The sequence below is a fragment of the Shewanella yunxiaonensis genome, from assembly GCF_018223345.1.
Lineage (GTDB): Bacteria > Pseudomonadota > Gammaproteobacteria > Enterobacterales > Shewanellaceae > Shewanella > Shewanella yunxiaonensis.
Map to the genome: position 1 here is coordinate 765793 of NZ_CP073587.1, position 14884 is coordinate 780676.

Here is a 14884-nt window from a genome sequence, read left to right on the forward strand (position 1 = left end):
TGAAGATCCTGAGGAAGCTTTTCATGAAACCATTTTATAAATTTTCATTGGTAGCGCTGGCTGTGCTTGGGCTAGCGGCTTGTAACCAGGAACAAAAGACCGCTGCAAGCGATACCAATGTACAGCTGAACACTGACACGCAGAAGGAAGCGTACAGTGTCGGAGCTTCCATCGGACGTTATATGGCCAGCCATATTAAAGAACAGGAAGAATTGGGGATCCCAGTTGATCGTGATCTGATTGTGACCGGCTTCAAGCAAGGTCTGGCGGGCAATATCCAACTCAAGGATGACGAGATGCAGAAGATCCTTGAAAGTTTGGATAAGAAAGTTAACGACCAACGTCAGTCTAAAGCGAAAGAAGTGTCAGAGAAGAATCTGAAAGATGGCCAGGCGTACTTGGATCAGAACAAGAGCAAGTCTGGCGTAAAAACTACCGCCTCTGGTCTGCAGTATGAAGTATTGCAGGAAGGGACTGGCGTTAAGCCAAAAGCGGAAGACACTGTAAAAGTGAAATACAAAGGTACGCTGATTGACGGTACCGAGTTTGACAGTACCGACAAGCACGGCGGTGAGCCGATTGAATTCCCGCTGAACCGTGTTATTCCTGGTTGGACTGAAGGTGTGCAGCTGATGTCCGTTGGCTCAAAATATCGGTTTGTGATCCCTGCTAATCTGGCTTATGGCGATCGCGATATGGGCACAATTCCAGCGAACTCTACACTGATTTTTGAAGTTGAACTGTTGGGGGTAACACCTGCGGATGCTGCTAAGCCAGCAGATGCGGCCAAGGCTGACAGCACTAAATAAGTGTCGACAGATAATGAAAATGGGACGCAGATGCGTCCCATTTTTATGGCGAGAGTTATAGCCAGCGAAAGCGGTAAAACAGCCATAATTGCATGCCGACCAACAAGATTAAAAATCCACAAAATGCGGCAAATGCCCAATGACTATCTGCGCCTGGGATCCCGGCAATATTGACGCCTAAAAGCCCGGTGAGAAATCCCAGTGGCAGAAAAATCGCACTGATGAGTGCCAGAAAATACAAGCGTTTGTTGAGTGCTTCCGTTTGCCGGTTTTGCAGCTCTTCTTGAGCCACGGTGGCCCGCTCTCGGATAGAATCCAGATCTTCTATACCTCGTACCAGCGTGTCACTGATCTCACCAAAACGGCGCTTCTGGCTGTCATCATACATGGTGGATGTATCACTCAGCAGCTTGATATAGGCTTCCCGTTGTGGCGCCAGATAACGTCTTAAAACAACGGTTTGCCGTCGCATTTCCGCAACATCTAGCCGTAAATCGCGGCCTTCATCAGACACCAGCAGCTCTTCCATGTCCGCCAGTTTGTCTTCCAATTGGTCGATAAAATCGATCTGGCGCGAAGTCAGCTTGTCACACAAATTCAGTAAAAAATCGCCACTGCTTTGCGGACCGCGCCTGTCAGTGATGGCATCCTGTAGTTCTTTCACCGAGAGCAATTGCCGACTACACGTGCTGATGATGCGTTGATGATCGATATACAACCGGATAGATACCATATCCTCCGGATCGGCGCCTGGGTTAAGGTTGATACCTCGCAGCGCCAGCAACAGGCCATTCCCTGCGCGCACAATACGTGGCCGCGTGTCCTGCATCATCAAGGCTTCGGTTTCCAGTGCTGGCAATTTGCAGACATTCTTCAACCAACTGCGGGTTTTTTTGTGTTTATAGTCAAAATGCATCCACAGTAAACCATCTTCTGGCTGCCACTGACTCGCTTGTTCAAGCGTCATGTTTTGACCAATATTGGGGCCGTTAAGTAGTAAACCACTGATGAGTCCTTCCGGCATGGGAGCTCCTGATAACGTTCAATAATCAAAAAGTAACGCAGACTGGCCGGAAAAAGAAGTGTTGGTGCAAGGATTGAACAGCAATCCCGTTATTGCTGGGTTAAAATAAAATAGTAAGTTTCCCCTGCGTGAGAAAATCTATGGAATACGAATTTCGGCGCAATCCCATTACCGGTCTGCCTTTTGCCAGTTTCAGTATGGAACATGAAGTTTTCGGCCGCTGGTTTTCTGAGGAATTGGCTGACGACAAGGCATTGTGCCTCAAGCTAGAAAATGCAATCGACGCGTTGCTGAACGGTAGTATTCAGGAATGGCGTTGGGTCGGGCGCGATTTAACTCTGGAGATGGAGCGCGAACAGGTCAGGATTTTTGCCAATGTGCTGGGGTATGACGGCAGTACCGAATTGGAAGAAGAAGGACTGTCACTCTATGATGCTGAGTCTATGGCGGATTGTGGTCTGGAAGATTTTCAATCGGTGCTGCACAGTTGGTGCAGCTACCTGGCAGGCAATTAATTGCTGGCTAAAATCTCTACTTCAGGTGATGGACGCTTTAACGGTTCAGGTAGCGCACGGCCATTTCTGTCCGCGATTTGGCATTGGCCTTGCGTAACAAGTTCTTCACGTGGACTTTTACCGTACCTTCACTGATATGCAGCACTTCAGACAACATGCGATTACTCAGACCTTCTGCCAAATGCTGTAATAGCTGCAACTCGCGTGGGGTCAGTTCTGCGATCCAGTCCTCTTCATTGGTTTCACTGTGTTGTTCCAGCAAGTATTCGGCGACTTCGCTGCTCACAACCCGTTGTCCTGACATCGCATTTTTGAGTTGTTCCAGTAGCAGATCGGGCTCGGTGTCTTTTAACAGGTAACCATCGGCTCCGGCGTGGAGCAGGCGTATCACATCTTGTTTGGCATCAGAAACGGTGAGAATGACGATTCTGGAAGTCACACCTTCCTGACGTAAGGCGTTAAGGGTATCGAGCCCTGACATCCCCTTCATATTGAGATCCAGCAGCACGATATCGGGTTCGTTGTCTGATATCGCAGCGAGGGCATCGATACCACTCCCTGCTTCACCGAACAGCACAAAGTCACTATCGGATTCCAGCAATTGGCAGATACCACGACGCAACAATGGATGATCATCGACGACCAATACGGAATAGGGCTTAGCCATTATCAGACTCCTGCTGTGGCGGAAATACCAGAGTGACCGATGTACCACCGGATTCATTACTGGAAAAGCTCACATCGCCTGATAGGCGGCTGGCACGTTCATGCATAATGCCGATGCCGAAATGCTGATCCCTTTCCCTGAGATGATCGAGGCCGATACCATTGTCACTGATCTCAATTTTCAACATATTATCAGCATTTCGTTCGCAGGAAACTTTGATTTGACTGGCATTTGCGTGTTTGATGGCATTTAACGTGGCTTCACGTGTCAGTTGCAGAATATGAATGTGCTGGTGCGCACCCATGAGATGCGACGGCAGTCTGAAGTCCAGTATGATCTCGGTTTCCGTTTGGGCTCTAAGCTGATCCAGCATCCCTTCCATGGCATTACGCAGGTTAGGTTCATTAACCGTCAGTCGGAAAGTGGATAACAATTCCCGTAGTTGGACATAGGCGGTGCTGACGCCATCAGTCAGTTCATTTAGCTGTTTCTCGACCTGGTCGGTTTTGCAACTACCGTTTAGGCTTTTACGTAACAAGCTGAGCTGAATTTTCAGAAATGACAGCACTTGTCCAAGTGAATCGTGCAGCTCTCGGGCAATTACGGCCCGTTCCTCCAATAATGCCAGCTGCTGCCGTTCTTCACTGGCATTGTGAATCACGATGGAACGCGCCAGCATAATGGCGAAGTTATCGAATAACACCTTGTTGAGCTGATGTGGCGAAATAACTTCCAGGAATCCTAACTGCTTGTCTTCAAAGGTGACGGCAAATTTGGTGGCGGGGCGATCTTCCGGCCAATCATCATTGGCGGAGATAATCGCCATTTCCTCGCCATCCTGTTGAATAATCAAGCGTAGATGGCAAAGTTGTTCGTAGTTTTTCAGTTTGATGAGTGACTTTCGCATCAGCTCAACATTGAGCTTGCCAGAGTTCAACATGATCAGGTTGTCATAGAGAAAGGTCAGCTCATTGTTGGCTTTGGTGAGCGCCAGCGTCTTTTCTTGTACCTGCGATTCCAAATCACCATAAAGCGTGGCTAACTCTTTGACGGTGTAATGCAGCGCCTCTGATAACGCACTTAGTTCAATGTATTCAGTTTCTGGCAACGTGACATTAAAGTCGCCCTTGGCAATGGTGTTTGCTGATTCCATCATCTGCCGTAGCGGTGTCGCCACTTTACGCCGCATAACATGCATGGTGACAAACGCGATAATCAGCATCAGCCCGAGGCCGATAACCTGGCTGATCTCCAGTAATTTCAGCTTAAATGCGGCATGGTGCTCCATTTCCGATACCAGTTTATCAATGGTATCAACGAAGTCCTTTACTGATTCGGCGTAATCACGAGAGTCTTCCTGCTGTACAAATGTTTTCATCACCTGCCATTTGCGGATGACAAGTTGGTACTGATCTTTGAGGGCTTGCGGACTGGACCAGTCCATAGAGCGTTTCAATGCATCTGAATACAGGGTATCTTCAAATTCCTGAATTTTTTGTGCGGCTTGATCGCTGCCGGAATTCGCGTAGAACAATAAGCGGTAGCTTTGCATGCGTAACGAACCTGAAGCGTTGATTGCACGTGCATCACCTAGGCTATAACTCAGATTCACAATCGCAAATGTTGCCAGTCCGCTGGACAACAGGATCAATAATAACAATAGCCAAAAGATGGTTGCGGTGAGGCTGCCGCGTTTCATCAATATCACTCCAAAATCTAACCACATAACTGTGGGCAGGCCACGCTGATGAGGCAATCAGCTTAACAGAGCAACCGTATAAAACCATTAAAAAAATGCTAAATAACGAATCGATACTTTAGAACAAAATAAAGTTACTTAACAATCAGTTAAAATTGTGACATACATCGCTCTTACAATTTGATCTGGCGCAAATTTGGCCGTGGATATCTCCTAAGAGGTATATTTTTAAACGGTCATTGTCGCTAATTTCAATCTTGTACATATCGTGGCGCATGCCCATACAATAAATAATTCGGAGATGAGATGGTGAACATTATCAGCAAAAAATCGGTTGCTCTTAGTGTACTGGTTGCTGCATCTGCCCTGACTGCAGGCGCATTCGCCAGTGATAAAACTGAACCTCGCAGCGATGTCTATAAAGACAAATTTAGCAAGCAATACAACAGCTGGCATGACACTGCCAAGAGCACTGAAAACACCGATTTACTGGCTGCTGACCCCAATTTGGTGGTGTTGTGGGCTGGTTACGGTTTTTCCAAAGACTACAATGCGCCTCGTGGTCACATGTATGCGGTAACCGACGTTCGTAGTACGTTGCGTACCGGTGCGCCACGTTCAGCAGAAGACGGCCCGATGCCAATGGCGTGCTGGAGTTGTAAAAGCCCGGACGTGCCAAGAGTGATTGAAGATCAGGGTGAGTCAGCTTACTTTACCGGCAAGTGGTTCAAAGGTGGTGCTGAAATTACCAATACCATTGGTTGTTCTGATTGCCACGAAAAAGGTTCACCAAAGCTGCGTGTCAGCCGTCCGTTTGCACAACGTGCTTTTGAAACTATCGGTAAGCCATTTGATAAGGCTTCTCGTGCGGATAAGCAATCGATGGTGTGTGGACAGTGCCATGTAGAGTATTACTTTGAAAAAGTGGATGGCCGCAAAGGTTTTGTGAAGTTTCCATGGGATGACGGTATGACTGTCGAGAAGATGGAAGCCTACTATGACAAGCTCGACTTTGCTGACTGGACCAACAAGATCTCTAAAGCTCCGATGCTAAAAGCACAGCACCCTGGCTATGAAACTTGGTCTATGAGTGTGCATGGCCAAAACAATGTCAGCTGTGTTGACTGCCATATGCCGAAAGTCACTAATGCAGAAGGTAAGCGCTATACCGATCATAAAGTCGGCAATCCATTTGATCGTTTTGAAGAAACCTGTGCTCGCTGCCACAGTGCCAGCAAAGAGGTGATGCTGGGACAGTACGAAGCCGGCAAGAAAAAAGTGAAAGAACTGAAAGCAAAAGCGGAAGAGCAATTGGTGCATGCTCATTTTGAAGCGGGGGCCGCCTGGGCCGCAGGTGCTACTGCTGATGAAATGAAACCGATTCTGACAGATATCCGTCATGCACAATGGCGTTGGGATTATTCCATTGCATCTCATGGTGTATATGCCCATAACCCGACTGAAGCACTGCGTATTCTTGGCTCTGCCGTCGAGATTGCCGGTAATGCGCGGATCAAACTGGCGCAACTGTTAAGTGCAAAAGGGGTTAAGCAGCCCGTTGCCATCCCAGACATTTCGACTAAAGCTAAAGCTCAGGCTGCGGTGGGTCTGGATATGAATAAACTGGTTTCTGAAAAAGCCGCATTTAAGAAAGAAGTGTTGCCAGTATGGGATGCTGAAGCGAAGAAACGCGAAGCTACCTATAAATAATCGACATGTAAGATTAAAAGTCCCTGCATAGCGGGGACTTTTTTTATGGGTTATTTGATTAACGACAGTAATTGTCTGAAGCGGTCGCCACTTGCTTGCTGCTGCAGTTCAAACAGCAACGATTCTGTTTGTGTTAACCAGGCACCATGTTGTTGCATCATTTGTAACCCCAACTGGCAGTTGTCGCTATTGCGTGAGTCTACCGCATCTGCAATTACATGGACCTCCATGCCGGCATTTAACAGGTCGCAGCAGGTTTGATAAACGCAGATATGGGTTTCAATCCCGGCCAGTAACACTTTTTTACGACCACTGGTTAATAGTTGCTGACGAAATTCATTGCACTGCCAGCCACTGAAGTGTTCTTTGGCGATTGGTTGAGTGATTTGGCGCAATATAGTGGCCAGTTCTTCGCTGGTAGGTCCGAGTTTATCAGGCAATTGTTCCAGCCATAGCACGGGAATGCCAAACAATGGCATCGCTTTGGCGAGGATTTGTAATTGCTGATGAAGTCGCTCTGTCTGCGCCATGATCCTGGCAAGTTTACCTTGCACATCCACGATCACCAGAATGGTCTCTGTGCTTTCCAACATAATCGCCTCCGCGGTAAATAATCCCTGACAAATTAACCTGTTCCACTCATTGAACCAATAAGGCCAAAGTCGATATTTTGATGCATCAACTTTGTGCAACAAGTTTGGTGATGAACTATTTTGGTGCAACCAAAGGCGCAAAAAAGAGGCGATGTTTAGCTAAGTCATTATAAAACAAAAAATTAACATCTTGGCCTGATGATTGAATTGCTCAAGTCAACATCACACACAAAAAAGGCAATTTGGGAGGTCTCGATGAAATTAGTCAGCGCAATCATCAAGCCATTTAAGCTTGATGATGTCCGCGAGGCAATTGCGGGCATTGGCATAGAAGGTATGACTGTCACTGAAGTAAAAGGCTTTGGCCGTCAAAAAGGGCATACCGAACTCTACCGTGGAGCAGAGTATCAGGTGGATTTTTTGCCGAAAGTAAAATTGGAGATTGCCACCAAGGATGAGAACCTTGAGCACCTGCTTGAAGCCATTACTAATGCGGCTCATACAGGGAAGATTGGCGACGGCAAAATTTTTGTAACCGATCTGGAGCAGGTCATCCGTATCCGCACCGGCGAAACTGATAACGAAGCGCTTTAAAGGGGAAAACGATGGAAGAATTAACCAAATTGGGGGCTTCAGTGACAGAGCTACGCTTTGCACTGGATACGTTTTATCTGCTGATTTCCGGTGCCCTGGTAATGTGGATGGCTGCTGGATTTGCCATGCTGGAAGCTGGTCTGGTCAGAGCGAAAAATACCACAGAAATTCTGACTAAGAACATTGTGCTGTATGCAATTTCTTGTGTGACCTACCTGCTGGTGGGTTACTACATCATGTATGTTGATAATACTGAAGGTGGTTGGCTGCCTAGTTTTGGTGGACTTATCGGTACTCAGGCTGCTGATGCATCACATTCTCTAGAATCCGATTTCTTTTTCCAGGTTGTGTTCGTAGCAACTGCCATGTCAATCGTTTCTGGTGCCGTTGCCGAACGTATGAAGCTGTGGGCTTTCCTGGCATTCAGCGTAGTGATGACTGCGTTCATCTATCCCGTTGAAGGTTTCTGGACTTGGGGCGGTGGTTTCCTTAAAGCCGCTGGTTTCTCTGACTTCGCGGGTTCTGGCATCGTACACTTGGCCGGTGCTTCTGCGGCGTTGGCTGGTGTGTTACTGCTCGGTGCCCGTAAAGGTAAATTTGGTGCAGATGGTTCTGTAACGCCTATTCCTGGTTGTAACTTGCCTCTAGCAACATTAGGTACCATCATTCTGTGGATGGGCTGGTTCGGATTTAACGGCGGTTCACAGCTGGCTATCTCTAGCATGGCTGACGCCGATGCCGTTGGTAAGGTGTTTGTGAACACTAACTCCGCTGCCGCATTTGGTGCTGTATCTGCGCTGATCGTCTGTAAAGTGGTATGGGGCAAAGCAGATCTGACCATGATCCTGAACGGTGCTTTGGCTGGTCTGGTAGCGATTACTGCTGATCCTCTGAGTCCGTCACTGGTCATGGCTGGTATCGTCGGTTTAGTTGCTGGCGCACTGGTCGTTTTCTCTATCGTCTTCTTTGACCGTATCAAGATTGATGACCCAGTAGGCGCAACTTCTGTCCATGGGGTGTGTGGTTTGTTCGGTGTGATGATGGTGCCGGTTTCAAACGCTGATGCGACCTTCGGCGCTCAGGCGCTGGGTGCTGCTTGTATCTTCGGCTGGGTATTTATCACATCACTGATCGTTTGGATCATTCTGAAAGCCACCATGGGCATCCGTGTCAGTGAAGAAGAAGAATATAACGGTGTTGATTCTGCTGACTGTGGTGTTGATGCCTATCCAGAATTCGTTACTGTTAAAAATGCCTAATTAGTCAATAACAGCATTTATACTGAAACAGGGTCATATATGACCCTGTTTTTTTATGTGTAGAAGGAATAGACGATGCGCTATACCTTGTTATTGTTAATTTTTTGGCCCTGTTTGGTGCATGCAGGGCAAGTGATTGTCAAAAGCGATGTGTCGCCTGAAGAGATTTTTGCCATCAGAGATGAGTTAAAACAGCAACATGAATGGCAAGAGTTTCTGCGTAATCAACAGCAAATCCAACTTATTCAAACGTTACCGTTAGGATGTCGCTCATTTCATACGCCTTATGTGCACTACCGCTGCAACGGGTTTTCGTATCGCGCTTATCAATTTCGTGGGCGACAGGGTTATATCGGTGTGCCAACTCCCACGCCATCTGGGGCTAGATAATCTGCATTTCAGTAAAAGCTGACATAAGCTTATAGAGGTAATATTTGTCAAAGTGATGTGGGATGCTAATGGTGTTATTGCGTATACCTTTGATGGTGTTGCTTTGTCTGTTGTGGGTCTCGGGATGCTCGACTACGGCACAAGTCTCAACGGATCTCTCTGCGTTATGGCAGGACGCGCATTTTAAAGCAGTGTCTGATATTCCCGCACCGGATGTGATTTTTCAGTTGCCCCCAGATGAGATCCGCGAAATCAGAGCTGATTTCCAACGGCAGCAAACCTTACGAAGAGGCTTACCTGCACACAAATGGCTAGCTAACTATCTTAGTGCGAGTCGCGGTGGATTTCGTTATCAGGATAACGACACTCGAATTGCTGCCGACACTTTGTATAAACGTCACGGTAACTGCATGTCGTTGGTTGTACTGACTGCGGCATTGGCCAAAGTGCTGGATGTCGGTGTGATCTATCAAAGTGTCTCGGTTCCCCCAGTCTGGGATCAACGAGGCAATTTTAACTTGCTCAATGGCCACATTAATCTGCGTCTGAAAGCGTTAGAGCAGCCGAATATCTTTGATGCTGCCGATACTGAACTAGTGGTGGATTTTGTGCCTGCTGAAACCTTAAGAGCCTATCGCACCGACAGAGTTGATGAGTCGATGGTACAGGCGATGTTTTTCAATAATCTGGCGGCAGAAGCGATGATTAATGATGACTGGAATAGGGCATACGCGCTATTGAAAGTCAGTTTACAGCTGCAACCTCAATTTATTGCGGCGCTTAACAATCTTGCGATTGTGTATCGTAACAATCACCTGCAGCCGATGGCAGAAGTTGTATATCGTCATGCCTTGCAGCTCGAACCCAATAATTTGACCACACTTTATAATCTTGCCGTGTTACTTGACCTGGAAGGCCGGCTTGATGAATGGATAGCCGTGAATCGTATTCTGGAGCTGGAGCGGATCCGTAATCCTTATTATTACTACGGAATGGGCCAACAAGCCTATCGCGAACAACGCTTTAGCGATGCCATTCGTTGGTATCGACAAGCTATTGAAAAAGCGAATTATCGGCATGAATTCTATTTTGGATTATCACGCAGTTACTGGATGTTAGGAGAACGAAAAGCGGCAGAAGCTAATTTACGCAAAGCTCTGCTATTGAGTCGCGACGATAATTGGACTAAGCGCTATCAAGCCAAATTGAACGTACTGACGCTGCATTAATCCGGTAATTTTCAGCATTGCATCATGGTGGCATAAAGGCTAGATTTGAGCCTCACCTATGATTAATTAGTCGGAGTTAGAAGAATCCTATGTCGTACCAGAATGATGATGTGAGAATTAAAGAGGTTAAGCAACTTTTACCACCAATCGCTATTCTGGAACGATTTCCTGCAACGGACAATGCATCGGCCACTGTATTCAATGCCCGTCGCAGCATCCACCAGATGTTACATACTCAAGACGATCGGTTATTGGTAATCATTGGACCATGTTCGATTCACGATCCTGAAGCTGCCCTCGAGTACGGTCGGCGCCTTTTAGCGCTCAGGGAACGTTATAAAGACCAGCTTGAAGTGGTGATGCGGGTTTATTTTGAAAAGCCCAGAACCACAGTTGGCTGGAAAGGTTTGATCAACGATCCATATATGGACAAAAGTTTTCAGCTAAATGATGGGTTGCGTAAAGCCCGTAAGTTATTGCTGGATCTGAATGATATGGGGCTGCCGACTGCCGGTGAATTTCTTGACATGATTACGCCGCAGTATGTTGCGGACTTGATGTGCTGGGGGGCGATAGGTGCCCGTACCACTGAGTCTCAGGTACACCGAGAACTGGCTTCAGGTTTGTCCTGCCCGGTAGGTTTTAAAAATGGTACTGATGGCAACATCAAGATTGCCATTGATGCGATTGGGGCTGCCAGTGCCTCGCACTATTTTCTGTCGGTGACTAAATTCGGGCACTCAGCGATTGTGTCAACCAAAGGAAATGATGACTGCCACATCATTTTGCGCGGTGGAAAAGAACCAAACTATGATGCAGCATCTGTTGCCGCAACCAAAGCGCAATTAAAGAAAGCTGGATTGCCGCTCAAAATCATGATTGATATCAGTCATGCCAATTCGCATAAAGATTATCGGCGTCAGATGCAGGTAGCCGAAGACGTATGTCTGCAGCTACAGCAAGGCGAGCAGAGTGTGTTCGGCCTGATGGTAGAAAGTAACCTGGTTGAAGGAAATCAGGAACTTAAAATCGGCCAACCATTACGCTATGGTCAGAGTATCACCGATGCTTGTATCGGCTGGGATGACACAGAAAAACTGCTCGCCTTACTTAATGAAAGTGTGCTTGCCAGAAGAAAATCTACTGCAGTTTAAACATGTTATCAAAGCATAACAGGCACAGTTATTGTGCCTGTTATTTTTGCAATTTCTGCTGCAAATACTCATTGGCTTTGGCCAGACTTCCAAATGAAGCAATGAGATTGTTTCGGCCTTTTGCTTGAATTTCGGGGTTTCCTGACTCGACCATCATCCAAACCCAGGTTTGGATCAGTGGTAAAGGGGGATATTGAACTTTGGATTCCATGATGCTTAGGTCCTTTAACTAACTGTCTAATAGCGCTGCACTAAAAGGGCCCACAATCCAGGTGGTAAACTGACTTCCTGAGAATTGACTTAGAGTACCAAATTCTTGCGTCAGAGATAATCACATTTGCGCTAATACTTTGTTTAAAAATGTAAAAGGTTTTAACGTTAGCGACAATGTTATCTCAGCGGTTAGCGGTGAACACCATACTATCGTCACAATGTGACAGTTCAGCGAAAAATGAGGTGAAGTGCTGATTGACTCTCAGTACATTTGGCTGATTTCTGTGCAAATTACCCACAAGTAATTCAGTAGCGATTCAGTTGTGCGATTGCATACTTGTTCTGTAGTCAACTTTATCTATAAAAAGGTAATGCTATGGAAAATATTGCACTATTGGTAAGCCTTGAAGGAACCAGTAAACGGGTCACTACAGATTGGCGCAGCTTAGCTGCTACGTTAAAGCAACGTGGATTGGGTGATTGTGCGTTGCAGCAGTTGCATATTGAATTACTGGCGGGGCTGATTGTGTCGACACGAGGTCTTACGCTGTGCAAAAAGCTATCTTTGCCCATACCCGACGATATGGATTGGCATTTATTGGGAACATCACATGCCGCAGCCGAACAAGCTACAATGGCAGGACTTTAGTAGAGTGTAAAAGAGTTACTTGTTGTCAGCTTGACGTGTTTGCCAGCCATCACAGAGGAGATTAACGCAGCCATCTTGTTCGGACACGGGGCGTAGACCGGTGATTTTACCCCCCCGGTAACATAGCATTTCGCCCTCAATCTCAATTAGTCGGCTACAGTTTTGGCAGCTTAATGACGCATTTTTTGTGCAGTCTGTGCTAGTGGGTGTTCGGCTGACATATGTGGTCTTCACCTTTAACTCTCCCTTTCAGCTGTTCCAAATGATTAATGGCGGCATTCTAACATTTTTTGTGATGTGGCGCACAATCTAACTTAGGTAATATTTTTAGTTTATGCAATAGCTAAATTAGCTTTATGCTAATTTAACACATTCAATGTGACAATCTGTTGTAAATTTAAAATCCCGCAATCCTATATTTTGTTTGATGTTAAACACCTCTACCGCCTCTTGTTTCGCCTGCTATATGCCATGGTCGTGCTGCTTGTTCGCTCCGGTATGTCGATGTTACTTGCCGCACTTAAATCTGAATTGATCTAAATTTGTGTAAAAAATGGTCGATAATGAGATGAATGCTTAATATGCGCGAGGACTAAATGATGGAAATCCAAAATCATGGTTACCAGGTATCTAAGGTCGCTACCGATAAAGCGGCGGTGGTGGATGGCAACCACGGTAAAGCCGTATCTGAAGTCGCCAGCAGTAAAAGTGCCCGTCATATTAGCCAGCAATTGATGAATCAGGCGATTGCTTCAGCACAGGAACAGGTGTCGATAAGCAGCGGTGATAAACCCATGCAATTGCTTTACCGGACAGCAATTGATGCTATTAATCAGGGATTGGCCGGGCCCATGGGAAATTCGGCGCCGCAACTATCACAACAGCAAGAAATGGATTATTCGCCGGAAGCTACCGCTGGACGAATTGTGGATTTTGCGACGCAGTTTTTCTCGGTCTATCAACAACAAAATCCAGATAAAAGTGCAGCAGACCAGCTTAGTGGCTTCATGGATGTTATTGGTAGCGCCATCGACAATGGTTTTGCTGAGGCGTGGAATATCCTGGATAAGTTAAACGTATTAAATGGTGATATCGCTGACGGTGTCAATGCCACTTATGAGTATGTTCAGAAAGGATTAACGGCGTTTCGTGACAGTTTTAACAGCGATAATGCTACTACAGATACCGCGAGCTGAATCCAAATGTATCGTCGCTTAAACCCCTTCAATGGAATGGGTTTTTGTTATGTGTCGTGTGGCGTATGCTTAACTTTAGTTAGGTGACTCATTCGGTGGAGGGTCTATGTGGCACGTCGGTAAAGTGATTGAGCGGACTGACTGGAACAGTAGGCTCTTCAGTTTGAAGATTGCTGTCGATATTGGCCCTTTTATTGCGGGACAATTCGTTAAGCTGGGGATGGAGATACAAGGCAAGCGAGTTGCTAGGGCCTATTCTGTAGTGAATGCGCCTGGCAGCAACTACATCGAAATTTTGGCGGTCACCGTTCCCGACGGAAGTTTATCGCCAGCATTGCACTTGCTCTTACCAGGGGATGTTGTTGAGGTCAATGTTCCTGCTACCGGGTTCCTGACGTTACCGGAATTGCCCTCTGGCACGCTACAGGGACGACATCTTTGGATGTTAGCGACAGGGACGGCCGTCGGACCATTTTTGTCGATGTTAGACACTGCCGAACCTTGGCAACGATTTGAGCAAGTAACATTGGTCTATGGTGCCAGACTAGTGGATGATTTGGCATATCTTGATAAGTTGCAGACCTTGGCTCGTAAGAATACGCAGTTCTGCTTGCTGCCCAGTGTGACCCGCGAAACGCAATCCGGGATGTTACATTGCCGAATTCCCGATGGCATTGCCTCCGGCGAAATTGAACGGCAAGCTGGTATCACAATTACAGCCACAGATTCTCAGGTGATGTTATGTGGAAACCCGGGGATGATCCGCAGCACGATTGAACTTTTAACGGCGCGGGGATTACATAAAAATTTGCGGCGAGCACCAGGGCAGATCACAACAGAGAAGTATTGGTAACTAAATTCACACGATTGCTTTCCAGCTCCGAATTTACCACCAATCAAAGTTGTAGATGGAAATCTATACGTTTCTGGATCCGCAACCTATAGAGCTGCTTTTATGCTGGAGGATATGAACAAAGTTTCATGACTCGATTTTTATATGAGGCGCCATGAACCTATTTAGTGTTCAATGTTTCCGACTTATTAAATAAGTGACTTTGCGGAAATTGGCATGAATTTAACTTATACGGCAGAGGTTGGGCAAAGCCGCACCGAGCACCTGTGGTAAGACGACTTTGACACTGTAGTGGTGTGATTGTTGTGAATATTGCGTTGAGCCTTAAAT

16 protein-coding genes are annotated in these 14884 nt (G+C 46.6%); 11 read left to right on the forward strand and 5 right to left on the reverse strand.

Annotation, left to right across the window (positions count from 1 at the left end):
• Window positions 1–23: 23 nt before the first annotated feature.
• Window positions 24–809, forward strand: coding sequence for an FKBP-type peptidyl-prolyl cis-trans isomerase (gene fkpA, locus KDN34_RS03630; protein WP_212595573.1), 786 nt, complete (start codon window positions 24–26; stop codon window positions 807–809).
• 55 nt (window positions 810–864) lie between these two features.
• On the opposite strand, the gene KDN34_RS03635 is transcribed toward fkpA, so the two are convergent.
• A complete protein-coding gene (locus tag KDN34_RS03635) occupies window positions 865–1833 on the reverse strand; it encodes a zinc transporter ZntB (protein WP_212595574.1) in 969 nt (322 codons plus the stop codon).
• 140 nt (window positions 1834–1973) lie between these two features.
• On the opposite strand from KDN34_RS03635, the gene KDN34_RS03640 reads away from it, so the two are divergent.
• A complete protein-coding gene (locus KDN34_RS03640) occupies window positions 1974–2348 on the forward strand; it encodes a YacL family protein (RefSeq protein WP_212595575.1) in 375 nt (124 codons plus the stop codon).
• A 37-nt stretch (window positions 2349–2385) separates the two neighbouring features.
• Here the strand turns inward: KDN34_RS03640 and KDN34_RS03645 are convergent, their stop codons facing one another.
• Both KDN34_RS03645 and narQ read right to left on the reverse strand, forming a co-directional pair.
• A complete protein-coding gene (locus tag KDN34_RS03645; protein WP_212595576.1) occupies window positions 2386–3015 on the reverse strand; it encodes a response regulator in 630 nt (209 codons plus the stop codon).
• Window positions 3008–4714, reverse strand: coding sequence for a nitrate/nitrite two-component system sensor histidine kinase NarQ (narQ, locus tag KDN34_RS03650; RefSeq protein WP_212595577.1), 1707 nt, complete (start codon window positions 4712–4714; stop codon window positions 3008–3010). The genes KDN34_RS03645 and narQ overlap by 8 nt, the downstream gene beginning before the upstream one ends.
• Before the next feature lie 306 nt (window positions 4715–5020).
• Between narQ and nrfA the strand changes: the two genes are divergently transcribed.
• Complete coding sequence (gene nrfA / locus KDN34_RS03655; RefSeq protein ID WP_212595578.1) at window positions 5021–6424, forward strand: ammonia-forming cytochrome c nitrite reductase; 1404 nt, start codon at window positions 5021–5023, stop codon at window positions 6422–6424.
• Between the two features lie 50 nt (window positions 6425–6474).
• Here the strand turns inward: nrfA and KDN34_RS03660 are convergent, their stop codons facing one another.
• Window positions 6475–7017: an isochorismatase family protein gene (locus KDN34_RS03660; RefSeq protein ID WP_212595579.1), complete on the reverse strand. Its 543-nt coding sequence runs from the start codon at window positions 7015–7017 to the stop codon at window positions 6475–6477.
• A gap of 255 nt (window positions 7018–7272) precedes the next feature.
• On the opposite strand from KDN34_RS03660, the gene glnK reads away from it, so the two are divergent.
• The 5 genes from glnK to aroG all read left to right on the forward strand — a co-directional run bounded on the left by glnK (window position 7273) and on the right by aroG (window position 11643).
• Window positions 7273–7611 (forward strand): P-II family nitrogen regulator, encoded by a 339-nt coding sequence (glnK, locus tag KDN34_RS03665; protein ID WP_212595580.1) that lies wholly within the window; start codon window positions 7273–7275, stop codon window positions 7609–7611.
• Window positions 7612–7622: 11 nt separating this feature from the next.
• Window positions 7623–8870 carry an ammonium transporter gene (locus KDN34_RS03670; protein WP_212595581.1) on the forward strand — a complete coding sequence of 416 codons (1248 nt, stop codon included), beginning with the start codon at window positions 7623–7625 and terminating at the stop codon, window positions 8868–8870.
• Between the two features lie 75 nt (window positions 8871–8945).
• Entirely contained in the window at window positions 8946–9260 is a 315-nt protein-coding gene (locus tag KDN34_RS03675; protein WP_212595582.1) for a hypothetical protein, read from the forward strand.
• A 68-nt stretch (window positions 9261–9328) separates the two neighbouring features.
• On the forward strand, window positions 9329–10489 hold the full coding sequence (locus KDN34_RS03680) for a tetratricopeptide repeat protein (RefSeq protein WP_228730412.1): 1161 nt from the start codon (window positions 9329–9331) through the stop codon (window positions 10487–10489).
• Window positions 10490–10578: 89 nt separating this feature from the next.
• Window positions 10579–11643, forward strand: coding sequence for a 3-deoxy-7-phosphoheptulonate synthase AroG (gene aroG / locus KDN34_RS03685; RefSeq protein ID WP_212595583.1), 1065 nt, complete (start codon window positions 10579–10581; stop codon window positions 11641–11643).
• A 40-nt stretch (window positions 11644–11683) separates the two neighbouring features.
• On the opposite strand, the gene KDN34_RS03690 is transcribed toward aroG, so the two are convergent.
• Complete coding sequence (locus KDN34_RS03690; protein WP_212595584.1) at window positions 11684–11854, reverse strand: hypothetical protein; 171 nt, start codon at window positions 11852–11854, stop codon at window positions 11684–11686.
• Between the two features lie 378 nt (window positions 11855–12232).
• Here KDN34_RS03690 and KDN34_RS03695 point away from each other — a divergent pair, with 378 nt between their 5' ends.
• The 3 genes from KDN34_RS03695 (at window position 12233) to KDN34_RS03705 (ending at window position 14554) form a co-directional block, all read left to right on the forward strand.
• Window positions 12233–12505, forward strand: coding sequence for a hypothetical protein (locus KDN34_RS03695; RefSeq protein WP_212595585.1), 273 nt, complete (start codon window positions 12233–12235; stop codon window positions 12503–12505).
• A 596-nt stretch (window positions 12506–13101) separates the two neighbouring features.
• Window positions 13102–13701, forward strand: a complete 600-nt coding sequence (locus tag KDN34_RS03700; protein WP_407695782.1) for a DUF5610 domain-containing protein — start codon at window positions 13102–13104, stop codon at window positions 13699–13701.
• Window positions 13702–13807: 106 nt separating this feature from the next.
• Window positions 13808–14554 carry a ferredoxin--NADP reductase gene (locus KDN34_RS03705; protein WP_212595586.1) on the forward strand — a complete coding sequence of 249 codons (747 nt, stop codon included), beginning with the start codon at window positions 13808–13810 and terminating at the stop codon, window positions 14552–14554.
• Window positions 14555–14884: the final 330 nt, after the last annotated feature.

Bases quoted from the DNA above. Each gene is read 5' to 3' on its own strand.
- KDN34_RS03700 (WP_407695782.1), top strand. From the start codon at position 13,102: ATGATGGAAATCCAAAATCATGGTTACCAGGTATCTAAGGTCGCTACC.
- KDN34_RS03705 (WP_212595586.1), top strand. From the start codon at position 13,808: ATGTGGCACGTCGGTAAAGTGATTGAGCGGACTGACTGGAACAGTAGG.
- KDN34_RS03680 (WP_228730412.1), top strand. From the start codon at position 9,329: ATGGTGTTATTGCGTATACCTTTGATGGTGTTGCTTTGTCTGTTGTGG.
- KDN34_RS03675 (WP_212595582.1), top strand. From the start codon at position 8,946: ATGCGCTATACCTTGTTATTGTTAATTTTTTGGCCCTGTTTGGTGCAT.
- fkpA (WP_212595573.1), top strand. From the start codon at position 24: ATGAAACCATTTTATAAATTTTCATTGGTAGCGCTGGCTGTGCTTGGG.
- narQ (WP_212595577.1), bottom strand. From the start codon at position 4,714: ATGAAACGCGGCAGCCTCACCGCAACCATCTTTTGGCTATTGTTATTA.
- KDN34_RS03660 (WP_212595579.1), bottom strand. From the start codon at position 7,017: ATGTTGGAAAGCACAGAGACCATTCTGGTGATCGTGGATGTGCAAGGT.
- glnK (WP_212595580.1), top strand. From the start codon at position 7,273: ATGAAATTAGTCAGCGCAATCATCAAGCCATTTAAGCTTGATGATGTC.
- KDN34_RS03640 (WP_212595575.1), top strand. From the start codon at position 1,974: ATGGAATACGAATTTCGGCGCAATCCCATTACCGGTCTGCCTTTTGCC.
- KDN34_RS03690 (WP_212595584.1), bottom strand. From the start codon at position 11,854: ATGGAATCCAAAGTTCAATATCCCCCTTTACCACTGATCCAAACCTGG.
- KDN34_RS03670 (WP_212595581.1), top strand. From the start codon at position 7,623: ATGGAAGAATTAACCAAATTGGGGGCTTCAGTGACAGAGCTACGCTTT.
- KDN34_RS03645 (WP_212595576.1), bottom strand. From the start codon at position 3,015: ATGGCTAAGCCCTATTCCGTATTGGTCGTCGATGATCATCCATTGTTG.
- KDN34_RS03695 (WP_212595585.1), top strand. From the start codon at position 12,233: ATGGAAAATATTGCACTATTGGTAAGCCTTGAAGGAACCAGTAAACGG.
- aroG (WP_212595583.1), top strand. From the start codon at position 10,579: ATGTCGTACCAGAATGATGATGTGAGAATTAAAGAGGTTAAGCAACTT.
- KDN34_RS03635 (WP_212595574.1), bottom strand. From the start codon at position 1,833: ATGCCGGAAGGACTCATCAGTGGTTTACTACTTAACGGCCCCAATATT.
- nrfA (WP_212595578.1), top strand. From the start codon at position 5,021: ATGGTGAACATTATCAGCAAAAAATCGGTTGCTCTTAGTGTACTGGTT.